The sequence below is a fragment of the Parabacteroides sp. AF14-59 genome, from assembly GCF_003479515.1.
Taxonomy (GTDB): domain Bacteria; phylum Bacteroidota; class Bacteroidia; order Bacteroidales; family Tannerellaceae; genus Parabacteroides; species Parabacteroides faecis.
Map to the genome: position 1 here is coordinate 200,177 of NZ_QUHH01000007.1, position 15,213 is coordinate 215,389.

At 46.2% G+C, this 15,213-nt stretch carries 11 protein-coding genes; 7 read left to right on the forward strand and 4 right to left on the reverse strand.

Annotation, left to right across the window (positions count from 1 at the left end; translation table 11 throughout):
• The first annotated feature begins 28 nt into the window (after positions 1-28).
• The gene (locus tag DWW23_RS10485; RefSeq protein ID WP_122353228.1) at positions 29-874 is read left to right on the forward strand and encodes an AraC family transcriptional regulator; all 846 of its coding nucleotides are present in this window, start codon (positions 29-31) and stop codon (positions 872-874) included.
• A gap of 392 nt (positions 875-1,266) precedes the next feature.
• Here DWW23_RS10485 and DWW23_RS10490 read toward each other — a convergent pair whose 3' ends face one another.
• The 3 genes from DWW23_RS10490 to DWW23_RS10500 are packed head-to-tail and all read right to left on the reverse strand — an operon-like array spanning position 1,267 to position 4,744.
• Complete coding sequence (locus tag DWW23_RS10490) at positions 1,267-2,022, reverse strand: succinate dehydrogenase/fumarate reductase iron-sulfur subunit (protein ID WP_122353229.1); 756 nt, start codon at positions 2,020-2,022, stop codon at positions 1,267-1,269.
• Positions 2,023-2,043: 21 nt separating this feature from the next.
• On the reverse strand, positions 2,044-3,987 hold the full coding sequence (locus DWW23_RS10495; RefSeq protein ID WP_122353230.1) for a fumarate reductase/succinate dehydrogenase flavoprotein subunit: 1,944 nt from the start codon (positions 3,985-3,987) through the stop codon (positions 2,044-2,046).
• Positions 3,988-4,018: 31 nt separating this feature from the next.
• Complete coding sequence (locus tag DWW23_RS10500; protein ID WP_122353231.1) at positions 4,019-4,744, reverse strand: succinate dehydrogenase/fumarate reductase cytochrome b subunit; 726 nt, start codon at positions 4,742-4,744, stop codon at positions 4,019-4,021.
• Positions 4,745-4,982: 238 nt separating this feature from the next.
• Here DWW23_RS10500 and DWW23_RS10505 point away from each other — a divergent pair, with 238 nt between their 5' ends.
• Positions 4,983-6,380 carry a phosphatase PAP2 family protein gene (locus DWW23_RS10505; protein WP_122353232.1) on the forward strand — a complete coding sequence of 466 codons (1,398 nt, stop codon included), beginning with the start codon at positions 4,983-4,985 and terminating at the stop codon, positions 6,378-6,380.
• Here the strand turns inward: DWW23_RS10505 and DWW23_RS10510 are convergent, their stop codons facing one another.
• Positions 6,381-8,207 carry a heparinase II/III family protein gene (locus DWW23_RS10510; RefSeq protein ID WP_122353233.1) on the reverse strand — a complete coding sequence of 609 codons (1,827 nt, stop codon included), beginning with the start codon at positions 8,205-8,207 and terminating at the stop codon, positions 6,381-6,383.
• A 1,149-nt stretch (positions 8,208-9,356) separates the two neighbouring features.
• Between DWW23_RS10510 and DWW23_RS10515 the strand changes: the two genes are divergently transcribed.
• From DWW23_RS10515 to DWW23_RS10535, 5 genes are read left to right on the forward strand one after another with little or no spacing between them, the layout of a single operon-like run.
• Positions 9,357-9,833 (forward strand): pyridoxamine 5'-phosphate oxidase family protein, encoded by a 477-nt coding sequence (locus DWW23_RS10515; protein ID WP_122353234.1) that lies wholly within the window; start codon positions 9,357-9,359, stop codon positions 9,831-9,833.
• Between the two features lie 20 nt (positions 9,834-9,853).
• Positions 9,854-10,321 carry a hypothetical protein gene (locus tag DWW23_RS10520; protein WP_122353235.1) on the forward strand — a complete coding sequence of 156 codons (468 nt, stop codon included), beginning with the start codon at positions 9,854-9,856 and terminating at the stop codon, positions 10,319-10,321.
• Between the two features lie 59 nt (positions 10,322-10,380).
• A complete protein-coding gene (locus tag DWW23_RS10525) occupies positions 10,381-11,280 on the forward strand; it encodes a serine O-acetyltransferase (protein WP_122353236.1) in 900 nt (299 codons plus the stop codon).
• A gap of 24 nt (positions 11,281-11,304) precedes the next feature.
• Complete coding sequence (locus tag DWW23_RS10530) at positions 11,305-12,915, forward strand: class I SAM-dependent RNA methyltransferase (protein WP_370449253.1); 1,611 nt, start codon at positions 11,305-11,307, stop codon at positions 12,913-12,915.
• Positions 12,899-15,100 carry a DPP IV N-terminal domain-containing protein gene (locus DWW23_RS10535; protein WP_122353237.1) on the forward strand — a complete coding sequence of 734 codons (2,202 nt, stop codon included), beginning with the start codon at positions 12,899-12,901 and terminating at the stop codon, positions 15,098-15,100. Before DWW23_RS10530 ends, DWW23_RS10535 begins: the two co-directional genes overlap by 17 nt.
• Positions 15,101-15,213 lie beyond the last annotated feature (113 nt).

Here is a 15,213-nt window from a genome sequence, read left to right on the forward strand (position 1 = left end):
GTACATTTAAAATAGTGGAGATAACAACATGGAAGACAACATTCCTAAATTCGACATTCCTCTGGATTTTATCGTCGGAGACAGCATTACGGGTGAAATATTAAATCAATACGGCCGCTTCCCCTGCAAGATCAAAGCCGGTGTTTTTGTGCTTTGCGTACAGGGCAGTGTACAGGCCACCGTCAACCTGACAAAATTTATTATCAAACCCAATGATTTCATTACGCTTCCTCCGGGATGCTTTATCCAGATACACGAAGTATCCGACGATGTCAAACTGTGTTTTGCCGGATTCTCTTCTACGTTTGTGAGTCATATCAACTATATCAAAACTATCACGAACTATCTGCCCGTTATCTTCGACAGCCCGGTGATGCCTCTGCCCGTACCGGTCTCCCAGTTATACCAGGAGGCTTTTTCCTTGCTGATCAAGGCGTATTCTTTGCCTAAGACCATCGAGAACAAAGAGATCATAAAGGCTATCTTCACCATCTTCATGCAAGGAGTAATCGAACTGTATAAAAACCATACGCCATATAGCAATGCTCCGATGACACGCAATATGGAGATATGCCGCGAGTTCGTGCAGCTGGCGATGGAGAACTATACGAAAGAGCATAGCGTCTCCTATTATGCCAAGCGGCTTAATATCACCTTGCAACATTTCTGCTACGTAATAAAGAAAGTCAGCGGACGAACCGCGTTGGATATCCTGAGCAATATCATTATCATGGATGCGAAAGCACAGCTTAAATCGACCGATATGCCGGTTAAGAAGATTGCATTCGCTCTGGGTTTCGACAACCTGTCGTTCTTCAATAAATACTTCAGACAACACGTGGGAATGACCCCTCAAGAATACAGGGAGAGCTAAAAAAAGGGATATGCCGGATGCAAACCCCTACAAACAATTAAAGCCTGTCTCACGACAAGCCCTAACCAACTTTGTTAACCTTAAATCTAATACTATTATGAAAAAACCACAGTACAAAGATACAGGTATTCTCCAACTTGTCAATAGTTAAAATGCTAATTAGTGTTGTATAGCATATAAGAAAGGCTAACAAGGTTCAAGATATTTATTATTAGATTTCGAAATGTTAAAATGAGGCGTTCGTTCGTGAAATGACACACCCCCTGCCCCCTCTCCAGAGGGGAAAAGTTAGCATCGGTCAATACGATAAAACAATAAAAAAAGCTGGGCATAAAAAAAGAGGCGCTGCATAAAGCAACGCCTCCCAAGCAATACATATATTATAATGTATATTAGTCTTGTAATTTAGCAACGATGAATTCGCGGTTCAGGCGAGCGATGTTGCTGACAGAGATATTCTTCGGACATTCCATTTCGCAAGCGCGAGTGTTGGTACAGTTACCGAAGCCCAGTTCATCCATCTTGGCAACCATTGCTTTTGCACGGCGAGTCGCTTCAACCTTACCCTGAGGCAACAGAGCCAGCTGGCTAACCTTTGCAGAAACGAACAGCATAGCCGAACCGTTCTTACAAGCAGCAGCACAAGCACCACAACCGATACATGCAGCAGCATCCATAGCCATTTCAGCATCTGCACGAGGGATAGGAATTGCGTTTGCATCAGGCACACCTCCTGTATTAACAGAGGTGAAACCACCAGCCTGGATGATCTTATCATAAGCATAACGGTCTACCATCAAGTCGCGGATTACCGGGAAACCGGCAGAACGCCACGGTTCGATCGTGATTGTTTCACCATCGTTGAAACGACGCATGTACAGCTGGCAGGTAGTAGCACCTGTTGCCGGTCCGTGCGGATGTCCGTTTACATACAATGAACACATACCGCAGATACCTTCACGACAGTCATGGTCGAAAACGATAGGATCTTTGCCTTCGTTAATCAGCTGTTCGTTCAGGATATCAAGCATTTCCAGGAAAGAAGTACCCTGGTTAATGTTTTTCAGCTGGTAAGTTTCGAACTGCCCTTTTACGTTAGGACCTTTCTGACGCCAGACTTTGAGTGTGATATTTATATCTTTATCCATGATTCTAATTTTTGAAAATTGTTACTTCTTGTAGTTACGTGTCTGAGGTACTACGAATTCATAATTCAGATCTTCCTTCAGCATAACAGGATCTTTGTCTTCACCCTGATATTCCCAGCAAGATACATACATAAATTTATCATCGTGACGAAGAGCTTCACCTTCTTCAGTCTGATGTTCAGTACGGAAGTGTCCACCACAAGATTCAGCACGATCCAGGGCATCATGAGCCATCAGCGCACCGATCTCAATAAAGTCTGCCAGACGCAAAGCCTTTTCCAACTCAACGTTCAGGTCATCAGCTTCACCCGGGATATGTACATTTGTCCAGAATTCCTTCTTCAGGTCTTTCAATTTCTGGATAGCTTCTTTCAAACCTTCGGCATCGCGAGCCATACCGATGTATTCCCACATGATGTGACCCAGTTTCTTATGGATAGAATCAACAGATTCTTTACCCTTGATGCTCATCAATTTCTTGATACGGTCCTTGATAGCCTTTTCTGATTCTGCGAACTCAGGCAGGTCGGTGCTGAAACGCGGAACCTGAATCTGGTCGGACAGATAGTTCTGGATAGTATAAGGCAATACGAAGTAACCGTCAGCCAAACCTTGCATCAAAGCAGATGCACCCAGACGGTTAGCACCGTGGTCAGAGAAGTTGGCTTCACCGATAGCGAACAGACCCGGGATAGAAGTCTGCAATTCATAGTCTACCCACAGACCACCCATCGAGTAGTGCAGTGCCGGATAGATCATCATCGGAGTTTCATATGGATCGTCGTTGGTAATTTCTTCGTACATGTCGAACAAGTTACCATATTTTGCTTTCACAACATCCTTACCCAGACGGTTGATAGCGTCGGAGAAATCAAGGAATACAGCCAAACCTGTGTTGTTTACACCGAAACCGGCGTCGCAACGTTCTTTAGCAGCACGTGAAGCCACGTCACGCGGAACCAGGTTACCGAATGCCGGATAACGGCGTTCCAGATAGTAGTCGCGGTCTGCTTCAGGAATATCTTTACCTTTCTTGGTTCCGGCCTGCAATGCTTTTGCATCTTCCAGTTTCTTCGGAACCCAGATACGACCGTCGTTACGCAGTGATTCAGACATCAACGTCAGCTTAGACTGGTAGTCGCCGTGTACAGGTACACAAGTCGGGTGGATCTGCACCATACAAGGGTTAGCGAAGTAAGCACCTTTCTTGTAGCACTGCCATGCAGCAGAACCGTTGGAAGCCATTGCGTTGGTAGACAGGAAGAATGTATTTACATAACCACCTGTTGCAACCACTACGGCGTGAGCAGAGAAACGTTCGATCTTACCGGTGATCAGGTTACGGGCAATGATACCGCGAGCGCGGCCATCCACCTTAACAACATCCAGCATTTCGTGACGAGTGTACATCTTTACTTTGTTCAAACCGATCATACGGCTCAAAGCAGAGTAAGCACCCAATAATAACTGCTGTCCGGTCTGACCACGGGCATAGAACGTACGGGATACCTGAGCTCCACCGAATGAACGGTTATCCAGCAGACCACCGTATTCGCGAGCGAAAGGTACACCCTGTGCCACGCACTGGTCGATAATAGAGTTTGACACTTCAGCCAGACGATAAACGTTTGCTTCGCGGGCACGGTAGTCACCACCTTTAATTGTATCGTAGAACAGACGGTAAACAGAGTCACCATCATTCTGATAATTCTTTGCAGCATTGATACCACCCTGTGCAGCGATAGAGTGTGCACGGCGGGGAGAATCCTGGATACAGAAATTCAATACATTGAATCCCATTTCAGCCAGAGAGGCAGCAGCAGAAGCACCGGCCAGACCAGTACCAACTACAATTACGTCCAGGCGACGTTTGTTTGCGGGATTCACCAGTTTCTGATGATCTTTATAATTTTTCCACTTCTCAGCCAACGGGCCCTGAGGGATTTTAGAATCTATCTGAGTCATAATGATTTATTTTCAATTGTTACACCTTAAATTAATGTCCTGCACAAACAGCTACATAATCACCGCCTACACCATTCAGGTAGAATACGATAGTAATAATAGCAAAGATCACGCAGATAGCAGTTGCTACGATCTTTGAAATGCAGATCCAACGGTTCATCCAGATCGTATTGTTCCAACCGATTGTCTGGATAGCGCTCCAGAATCCGTGAGTCAGGTGGAACCACAAAGCCACGTACCATACCAGGTAAAGAACTGTGTTCAGGATATTACCCTGGAAATAGTAGTTGATAAACGCTGCACCGTCCTGAGGAGATACGGTAGTCGTTCCGTCGCAAAGAGTTACTGTGTGATTGCCCATCAGTTCGGCGAACATCATCTTATACCAGAACTGGCTGAAGTGCAACACCATGAACAGGACAATGATAATGCCCAGTACCAGCATGTTCTGAGATGCCCATTCCACACCTTTCGGACGAGCGTTGATTGCATAACGGTCGTTACCGCGAGCCTTACGGTTCTGAAGTGTCAACATCAAAGCATACACAAAGTGAATCACAACGCCTGCAGCCAGCACCAGTGTTGCTGCAACGGCATACCAATTAGCTCCCAGCAATGAACAAATCATGTTATAGGCTTCTCCCGAGAAAGCAGCCGCCACATTCATTGACAAGTGGAACAATAAGAACAAAACAAGAAAAAGCCCTGTAATACTCATAATGAGCTTTTTCCCGATAGAAGAATTAAGTAACCACATAAGATAATAATTTAAGTTATTTAATTGTTTTTAAAGATTCATATCAATGTACCCAATTGTCAGGCAAAGGTATGCTAAATACACGTATCACGCAAACGATTAAAGAAATATTTCGCCAATCAAACCCATACATTTCGGGAGCAGTAAAACGCAATATTTGATCAAGACAGAATTTAACTAAAATGTAACAGGCACGCACCTGCTTTTTCATATCTTCGCAAAATAATTAGAGGATTGCATGTTACAACGTAAAGCACTAAGCATCTTATTTATAATGCTTATCACATCGACTGTCGATGCCCAGCGGAAAGACAGCTTGATATTCAGGAATTCAAGAAATGAGTTTGAAACCACTTACAATAAAATATCAGAGAATAAGGTATACCAGATGCTGCGCGTTCCCGTGCCTCTTTTTGTCATATCGGCCATCACCTACGGGCAGGGAGATAAATTCCGGACATTACGCAATACCCACGTACCTGATTTCCATTACAGGTATGACGATTTCCTGCAATATGCCCCGCTGGCAGCCGTGATCGGGATGAAACTGGGAGGTGTAGAAAGCCGCAGTTCGTGGCCTCGCCTACTCGTATCGGACCTGTTTGCCGCCGGTATCATGGCGACAGCCGTCAACAGCATGAAATACACCATCAAACGGGAACGGCCGGACGGTTCAAAAAACAATTCGTTTCCTTCGGGGCACACGGCAACTGCTTTTATGGCGGCCACCATCATGCACCGGGAGTATGGCCTGACACGCAGCCCGTTATACAGCATAGGAGGATATACGGTAGCGACCGCCACCGCTTTCAGCCGCCAACTGAACAACCGCCACTGGCTGAGCGACGTACTGGCAGGTGCCGGTATCGGTATCTTATCCGCCGAACTGGGCTATTTCCTCGCCGACCTTATTTTCAAAGACAAAGGACTGAATCTGCCTGATAAGCTCAGGGAATCTGCCCCTAAAGGCGGAAGGCCGTCTTTCCTTGAATTTTCAGTCGGATACAGCATCATCAACGGGAGCGTCGAGATCGGCAAGAACATACGGCTCAGTTCTCCGGGGGCAACCAACGTAAGCGTAAAAGGCGGTTATTTCTTCAACCCTTATTTCGGTATCGGAGGTGAAGTGACGGCACTCGCCAGTCCGATGGCTTTCGATATGTCGCTATACACCGGGACAACCCCTTCGACCAAATATAACATTACCCGTGTCCATGCAGATCCTACCGGTATTTTTACCTTTACGGCAGGGCCTTATTTCTCCTTGCCGGTAGCCGGTAAATTGCTCCTGGGAACAAAGTTCCAGGCAGGATATTCCCACCTGGTTAAAAATGATGTCGAAATGGACCTGCAGGAAAAGCAAGCTCCTTACACAACCGTGAACAATATCGCTTTCATGAAAGGGGAAGGCAGCAGTAATTACATCCTGCGCACAGGTATTTCAGCAACCGGAATAGTCAATCGCAATCTGGGGATACGTATGTTCGTGGATTACGATTATACCTTCCTGAAAGCCCCTTACCAGCTATTGACCAGCCTCACCAGCGATAAACCGACTTACAGCGAATCCCATTTAAGCAAACATAAGATGCACTATTTTACGATCGGTGCCACAGTGACGGCCCTGTTCTGGTAGTTATCGATCGGTAGCAGGGACGAGCCGTACCTTGATTTCTTTTTCCTGTCCGCTTTCCAGGTTCACATCGAAAACGACCCGGTACGTTCCTTCATTGGGAGCATCATAACTATTCTTCGATACATTATCCAGGATAGATACGGCTGTGGCGGACGGACTATCCACGATCAGTTGCATGCATTTACCGTCTTTTTTCAGTTCCACCATATGGCTGTCCAATACACGGGGAACGGCTCCGGTCACGATTGTCCACCTGACGGAAGCAGGCTGGTCGTCTGCCTGTACCCGGTCGGTCACCGAAAGATATTTTTCATTGATTAGCGCGACTTCGCGGACGGCACTTTTCAAATCTCCCCCGAACAATTCCGTCATTTCCAGAGAAGCACCGAGCTTATGATCATCCGAGTATATATTTGTCACAGGTACGAAGCCTTTTACACGGTGATATTTGCCATTTACAGTCAGCGTACTATGAGCCAGGTTATTATAACGGAATACATCCCAGCGTTGCCCTTCCTGTGAAGAGTTCCACAAATCTACATTTTCTTTTTCCAGCGAATAGTATTCCTGCATGCCCAAATCCTGCACCCAGCGGACACCCAAAGCATCAAAAACAAACGATCCGGCATCCATATGGGCATGACTGGTCGAAGCTGTTCCCCCTTTTATTCCCAGATAAAAACCTTCACCGTCCTGCCATCCCGTACGAATCAATACGACAGGCGTTTGTCCGTTTCCAACCCACAACTTAGTTGCAGGAGGCATCAGTTCTTTCATTTTATATCGTGATCCATAGATGGGGATCAATGGTAAAAAGCGGTTTTCTTCATCGGAGAACGACAACTCGGCCCGGCTTAAAATATCCTTCTCATTCCATAACAAAGAAGGGTCCTGCAATTTATCGGCAAACCAATACATAGCGGGCAAGGCAAAGACCGACTCACGCGAATCGCTGAAATTAAAACATTTGCCGGTCGTCCCGGTCATAAATTGCATAAAGCGCGCAGAAGCCAAAAAACCTTCTGCCTCAGAAAGTCCGCCATCAGCCCCCAGAGTCGATTCGAGTGCCGCATTCATAAGTACCTGGAAAGTAGTTCCATATCCCCAATAATTATATCCTTCGGGATAAGCACCATCGGGAGCATACCCTTTCAATGTCAAACCGACTGTAGACAAAGCCCGCTCAATGATCTCGCGCGCCTCCCCCGGATGATCCTCCAGAACAGCCAATGCACCGTAAACCAATCCGGCATTACAGACCTGGTTCCAGTTGTTGGATGCACTCAGGAACCAGTTATACCGCTTATCGCGCGACGGGGCAAAACCTTTATTCAGAATAGCCTCTTTCACCAGTTTCCGCGTATCCGTAGATAGTTTATCGAACAACCAATCATAGCCGAGAGCAACCGCCATGGTCATTTCACCCGTATCAAGAAAATGCGAGGGATTCCAGTCATCGAACGAACAAACGGCAATCATTTCCTGCTCGGCACGCAGGAGGTATTTCTCCTCCCCTGTCATGCGATAAGCATAAGAGAGATAGAAAATGCGCCGCAAAGCTTCCCGTGATACGGCAAGCAGGCGCTTCCCTTCTTTTTTATAGGTCAGCATCGGCTTCATCGCGAAAGCATCGCATTGCCGAAGAAGATATTCATGCAACCGGAGTATCTCCGGATTATGTGCCAGACCGGATTTTATCTTCTGTTCTTCTCCCTGCTTAACCAGCAAACGGGGATGAGAAGGATAAGAATCAAAGTGTATCCCCTGCGCACAAACAGGGACGAACAAAGTCATACAAAACACAACAAGAAGGGCAGCTTTATTCATAAGTCAGTATGTTAACGAGTTACTAGGTACAAATATATAAAATAACCTCTCAGCAAATTCATATAGACTCACATTTTATCAAAATTGAATGTTTCAAAAATTGTCTGTTTGAACTATCCTTTTATCAAAGAGACTTCGTCATTACAGGTTCATTTGCCGTCAGTTTTAACTGACGGTTTAGTAAATGATTTATTTCTTTGGACTTTAGTCCCATTTTAAACACACTCTCTATGCTTAGAGAAATGTGGCTAAAGCCCCAAAAAGAAAAAACTTGTAATCCGTCAGTTAAAACTGACGGCAAATAAACCTGTAACAAGGCATGTCTTATTTATGACTGAGACTTGCTTGGATAGCTCACCTTTTTCTAATTGTGAAACGGCTTAATACAATATTTGTTGGAGAAGCCTACTCTAGCTGTCATATAGAATAATAACAAATGATCAGCAAATAGGACATTCACTTTCTATATAATTAGAAAAGATCATATTTGCTAACACATGCAAATTCATATCTATCACTTCCAGAAGAGCCAAATAAACATATATTAACACCAAAGAATACTAAACCATCTTCCCCATCTCGTTTTAAACGGATTAAAAATTCGTTTAAAACGAACTGACATTTTATTTAAAACGAAATGAGGCTTCTCTTCAGGTGAATTTTTGTTAATAAACCATCCGGGTAAGCTCCTATAACAGAACAAAAACATGTTATCCGGCATATTCGACACGCTAGAATAGCTAATAATACGATCAGACAAGAAATATCAAAAAGAGCACACATCGCAGTCATTTAAAAAGACCACGCCACCAAAAACGACTACATAAAAATCACAATATCGTAATAATTCCTTTTGACATAGCAAAACATCAACCATCCATCCCTGCACAAGCCCATAAAATACACAAGTCCCTATACTCTCCTTACAGAAGCTACCCAGACAAAGATAAATTATCATTTTGTCATCCAAATAGAAGCACAACATCCTGACATTTCATTTTGAACAGGACTTTCTTTTTGACAAATCACCGCAACATCTCCAATAGAACAATACGCCTATCCTTCCTCTGAAAAATTATTTAGTGCCCCTCTAATTCAGGAGAATTGAACTTTTTTAGCTATGTTTGCAAAAGCATAATTAAAAAAGTAATGAAAACACTGGTACACACAGAGAAAGAACATATCGAGGAGATTATCCGTAGCTGCGACGTCTGCTTTGTCGGGCTGGCAGATACAGATGGCACACCTTACGTCATTCCCATGAACTTTGGTTATCAGAATGGTGTTATTTATTTACATTCAGCGCAGGAAGGTAGAAGTATCTCTATCCTGGAACGGAACCCGAAGGTGTGCGTCACCTTCAGTACCGACCACGACCTGGTATTCCAGCATCCCGAAGTGGCTTGTAGTTACCGCATGCGTTCCAAAAGCGTCATAGGCTGGGGAGAAGTGCGGTTTGAAGAGGATTTCGACAAGAAAACAGAGGCGTTGAATATTATTATGAAGCAGTATTCGGACAAAGAATTTCGTTATTCCGATCCGGCAGTAAAGAATGTAAAAATATGGCTGGTAGACCTCGATGAAGTAACATGCAAAGAGTTCGGGGCTCCACACAAGAAATACTAAACATTTAAGAGAATGAATTTATGAAGAATTTGTTAGCAATATTTTTAATGGCACTCCTGTTCGCTTCATGCGAAGGACCAATGGGACCTCCGGGAAAAGACGGAGATGATGGTAGTAAAACCTATTGGATATTTGACAAGGATATACCTGTCGAGTCAGGTGACTGGAAATTAGTTGATAATGGGGGTGAACCTTTTTATATGTTCCAGTACAGGATTTCAGATGAAGATTTCGATCTGTATCAGGACGCTTATAAAGAAGGACTGATTACCTGTTATATGTATCTGGATTTTAATACAAGTAAAGAAGCACAAACCGCATTGCCTAATCCTGTTAATCGAATAGATAAAGAAAATAATATCTGGACAGAGACTTATGCTGCCGAATATACAAAAGACGGATTCATCATCTTTAAGGTGACATTCTCCGATTTCTTTACTGATCAACGGCCGCCGGAAACACATTTCAAAGCAGTTATTACCTATTAAAAAGTACGCATATATCAGATATTTAATGTACTTTTGCCCAAAATAAGACGTTCAAAATAATGGGATTGCAAAAGCATAGCAAGGTACTGAATGAAACAGTAGAGAAGCTTTCGGACGAGAGCTCATACAAACAACTGTTTCATGCATACCGTGACGAAGAGGCATTACCTTCGGGAGAAGTACTGAAGGACATCATAGACCTGTGCCGCGCAATCCTGTTTCCGGGTTACTACGGGAATGCACGGATCAGCAAGCAAACCCTCCGTTTCCATACCGGAGTAAACGTAGAAACCCTGCACACCCTACTCTGCCAGCAGATCTATGCAGGACTTTGCCTGGCCGACACAAGTTGTACATCCTGTCCGGAAGAGAAAATACAAGCCCATGCGGAGGAACTTACCGAAGCATTTATCTCTACCCTGCCGGAAATGCGAAGCCTGCTCGCGACCGATGCCGAAGCCGCCTTCAACGGCGACCCTGCAGCACAGAACATCAGCGAAGTCATATTCTGCTATCCCGGATTCCGGGCAATCTGTAACTACCGCATCGCACACCAGCTCTATAAGCTACGTGTCCCTTTCATCCCCCGTATGATCACCGAAATGGCTCATTCCGAGACAGGTATCGACATCCATCCGGGAGCTGAAATCGGACACTATTTCTCTATCGACCACGGAACAGGAACCGTGATAGGCGAAACCAGTATCATCGGGAACCGCGTACGTATCTTCCAGGGCGTCAGCCTTGCCGGAGAGAAACTGCCCCCCGACGAAAACGGGAATGCTATCCGCGGCGTAGCCCGTCATCCGATTCTGGAAGACGACGTAACCGTCTATTCCAATGCCACTTTGCTGGGCAGGATACGGATCGGCAAGGGAGCTACGGTCTGTGGTAACGTATGGATCACCGGAGATATACCTCCCGGCGATGTTATAACACAAAATAAAGTAACTAAATAATATCTTTTCTTACAACGCACACAAATGAATAACGAGACATTTGAAATGGTGGCCAAAACCCTGTACGGGTTAGAAGAAATACTGGCCGGTGAGTTATTAGCTATAGGTGCCAACGACATAGAGATTGGCCGTCGTATGGTATCCTTCACAGGAGATAAAGAAGTCCTTTACAGGGCGAACTTCTGTTGCCGCACCGCCTTACGCATCCTGAAACCTATCTATCACTTTAAAGCAAAAGATGCCGATACGGTTTATAAGGAAGTAAAAAAGGTCGCATGGGAAAACTACATGTCACTGGATAAGACCTTTGCGATCGACTCCGTGATCTACTCGGAAGATTTCAATCACTCCAAATTCGTGGCTTACCGTACCAAAGATGCAATTGTCGACTACTTCATGGAGAAGCACAACAAGCGCCCGTCCGTACGTGTGAATAACCCCGACTTATATATCAACATACATATCTCCCACAACGATTGTACCTTGTCTATCGACAGTTCCGGCGAGAGCCTCCACAAACGCGGCTATCGTGTGGAACAGACGGAAGCACCGCTGAACGAAGTGCTGGCTGCCGGTATGATCCTGAAAACAGGCTGGAAAGGCGAATCGAACTTCGTCGATCCGATGTGTGGTTCCGGTACCTTGCTGATCGAAGCAGCCATGATCGCCCTGAACATCGCTCCGGGTATCCACCGCAAAGAGTTTGCTTTCGAAAAATGGATCGACTTCGACCAGGAACTGTTCGACCGTATCTATAACGACGAGAGCAAGGAACGCGAGTTCACCTTCAAATGCTACGGCTCGGATATCAACCCGGCGGCCATCGAGATCGCCCAGAAGAATATCCGCAGCGCCGGACTGGCTAAATATATCGACCTGAAAGTGTTGCCTTTCCAACAATTTACGGAAGCACCACAGCCGGGTATCATGGTAACCAACCCTCCTTATGGCGAACGTATCTCCACCCGCGACCTACTAGGTCTCTATACGATGATCGGCGAACGCATCAAACATGTATTCACCGGTTATAAAGTATGGATACTAAGTTACAAAGACGAATGCTTCGACAAGATTGGCCTGCGCCCTAATGAGAAAATGAAACTGATCAACGGTTCGCTCGATTGTGAATACCGTTGCTACGATATCTTTGAAGGAAAGAACAAAGACTATAAGAAAGCACTGAGCGAAGAAGGAGAAACACCATCCGACTCACGGCCCAAGACTGAGTTCCCAAGAAAAGAGTACGGAAGCCGGAACAACGACCGCCCATTCTCTTCAACACGCCCCAACATGAAGTACGACCGTATGGATAGTCCTGCCCGCCGCTTTGCCGCCGCTCATAGCGAAGATGAAGAAGAACGCGCAGCAGCAACACCCGGAAAACGTTATTTTGGAGAAGAGCGCAATGACGGGCGTCCGATGCGTAAGCAGTTTGGAGGCGAGCGCCCGGATCGCAAGCCTTTTGGCGAAAGACCGGCAAAGATGCGCTATAAGACGGAAGACGGAAAAAACGGCGACCGGAAGAGGTTCGACTCCAACCGGAAGCGCTTCGATGACCGTCCGGACAAACGGAATTTCGGCGACAGTTCCTTCAAGAAAACATTTAAAAAGAGAGAGGATGATTCAGAAGATTAAATCATCACTGCTACTTTGTGCATTTGTTTTATCTACACCTATAACATTGATGGCACAGGACAAACAGTTCACCTTACACGACCTGATCCCCGGGGGGAAAACGCACAGCCGTTTTGTTCCTGAGAACCGGTCGGGGTTACAATGGGCCGGCGACATGTATATATATGTAGAGAAGAACAGTGTAATAGGAGCCAAGCCAAAGCACTATCCCGAAATACGCGTCAGCCGCTCCGGACTGAACCAGGCGTTGCAGGCTGCCGGCCTCGATTCCGTGGCCCGTATGCCGTCGTTCTCGGTTCCTTATAAAGGGAAACAGATATTGGCCTTTACCCAGAAACAGCATCGTATCCATTACGATATGCAGGAAGGGAAAGTCGTTGCCGATTATCGACTGGATAAAGCAGGAAGCAATTACGAGTTCTGCCCGGCAAACAGTTACCTGGCATTCACGGACGGAAATAATATCAAAATCCTTTCACCGGACAATCAGACCAGCATTGTTACACGTGAAACAAAAGACGGTATTGTCTGCGGACAGGCCGTTCACCAGCGGGAGTTCGGTATTAACAAAGGGTTGTTCTGGTCGCCGAAAGGCTCTGCCTTAGCCTTTTACCGGATGGATGAAAGCATGGTAACCGATTATCCCATCGTAAATATCGATGCCCGTTGTGCCAAAGCGGAACCGCAAAAGTATCCGATGGCAGGCATGAAGAGCCATGAAGTAACCGTCGGCATCTATAACCTGGCGAACGGGGAAACTGTCTGGCTGCAAACCGGAACACCGAAAGAGAAGTATCTGACAAACATAGCCTGGAGCCCGGACGAGAAAAGTATCTATATCGCCGAGCTGAACCGCGACCAGAATGAAATGCACCTGGTCCGTTATTCCGCCCTGACCGGCGAGAAGGAGGCCGACCTGTTCACTGAAAAGAACGACCGGTATGTAGAGCCGCAACACCCGGTGCTCTTCCTCCCCAACGACCCGGATAAATTTATCTGGCAGAGCCAGCGCGACGGCTACAACCATCTGTATCTGTATGATACCAGTGGTAAGCTGCTCAAACAACTGACCAAAGGAGACTGGATCGTAATGAATGTTTTGGGCTTCGACCCGAAAGGTGAAAACCTGTTCATCACGTCCACACAACCACATCCGCTGAGTTCGTTTAGTTACGGGACACCGCTAAACATCAACGGCTGGCGATTGGAGATGAAGAAAGGAGAGACTCATCTGATATCCGGAGGCACAGGCTTACGGGGGGTACACAACCTCTCGATCAGCCCGGACGGGAAATATGCCATCGACAATTATTCCACTCCCGATGTTCCCCGAAAGATAGAGATCGTACAGACGAAAAACAGAAAGACGATAGAAACCCTACTGACAGCTGAAAATCCGTACGAAGGTTATGCCCTACCCGAGATCGAAGTCGGTACTATCAAAGCAGCCGACGGTGTAACGAATCTCAACTACCGCCTGGTCAAACCGGTCGGACTGGATGAAAACAAAAAATATCCCGCCATTATCTATGTGTACGGCGGTCCGCATGCCCAACTGATTACCGGCGACTTTATGAACGGCGTACGGGGATGGGATATCTATATGGCCCAACGCGGATACGTCATGCTGACGGTAGACAGCAGGGGATCGGCCAACCGCGGATTTGAATTTGAAAGTGTTATCCACCGCAACCTCGGTGTCAACGAGATGGCGGACCAGGTCAAAGGGGTAGACTTCCTCAAATCGCTCCCGTATGTGGATGCCGGCCGTATCGGTGTGCATGGCTGGAGCTACGGCGGTTTCATGACTACCAACCTGATGCTTTCATACCCGGAAATATTCAAGGTAGGCGTTGCAGGCGGTCCGGTGATCGACTGGAGCAACTACGAGATCATGTACGGCGAACGGTATATGGACCGTCCGCAGGATAATCCCGAAGGATATAAGAATGCCAACATGAAGCTGAAGGCAGGCAACCTGAAAGGACACCTCCTGATGATCCACGGCGACATCGACCCTGTGGTTGTATGGCAACACAGCCTGGGCTTCCTGAAAGCCTGCGTGGATGCCGATACGTATCCGGACTATTTCGTCTACCCGCGCCATCAGCACAACGTGACCGGCAAAGACCGCCCGCATCTGTATGAGAAGATTACGCGATACTTTGACGACTACCTTAAATAGTTGACAGTTGACAAGTGACAGTTGACAGTTAAGTTTCAAGGATGGCTTTAAGCTCAGTTCAATTGCCGTCTGCTTGAACTGAGGCTAAACATTCGATATTGCAATATAACAAT

What these genes read in the sequence shown, in the direction of transcription:
- DWW23_RS10485 (WP_122353228.1), top strand. Translation starts at nt 29, where the DNA reads ATGGAAGACAACATTCCTAAATTCGACATTCCTCTGGATTTTATCGTC.
- DWW23_RS10490 (WP_122353229.1), bottom strand. Translation starts at nt 2,022, where the DNA reads ATGGATAAAGATATAAATATCACACTCAAAGTCTGGCGTCAGAAAGGT.
- DWW23_RS10495 (WP_122353230.1), bottom strand. Translation starts at nt 3,987, where the DNA reads ATGACTCAGATAGATTCTAAAATCCCTCAGGGCCCGTTGGCTGAGAAG.
- DWW23_RS10500 (WP_122353231.1), bottom strand. Translation starts at nt 4,744, where the DNA reads ATGTGGTTACTTAATTCTTCTATCGGGAAAAAGCTCATTATGAGTATT.
- DWW23_RS10505 (WP_122353232.1), top strand. Translation starts at nt 4,983, where the DNA reads ATGTTACAACGTAAAGCACTAAGCATCTTATTTATAATGCTTATCACA.
- DWW23_RS10510 (WP_122353233.1), bottom strand. Translation starts at nt 8,207, where the DNA reads ATGAATAAAGCTGCCCTTCTTGTTGTGTTTTGTATGACTTTGTTCGTC.
- DWW23_RS10515 (WP_122353234.1), top strand. Translation starts at nt 9,357, where the DNA reads ATGAAAACACTGGTACACACAGAGAAAGAACATATCGAGGAGATTATC.
- DWW23_RS10520 (WP_122353235.1), top strand. Translation starts at nt 9,854, where the DNA reads ATGAAGAATTTGTTAGCAATATTTTTAATGGCACTCCTGTTCGCTTCA.
- DWW23_RS10525 (WP_122353236.1), top strand. Translation starts at nt 10,381, where the DNA reads ATGGGATTGCAAAAGCATAGCAAGGTACTGAATGAAACAGTAGAGAAG.
- DWW23_RS10530 (WP_370449253.1), top strand. Translation starts at nt 11,305, where the DNA reads ATGAATAACGAGACATTTGAAATGGTGGCCAAAACCCTGTACGGGTTA.
- DWW23_RS10535 (WP_122353237.1), top strand. Translation starts at nt 12,899, where the DNA reads ATGATTCAGAAGATTAAATCATCACTGCTACTTTGTGCATTTGTTTTA.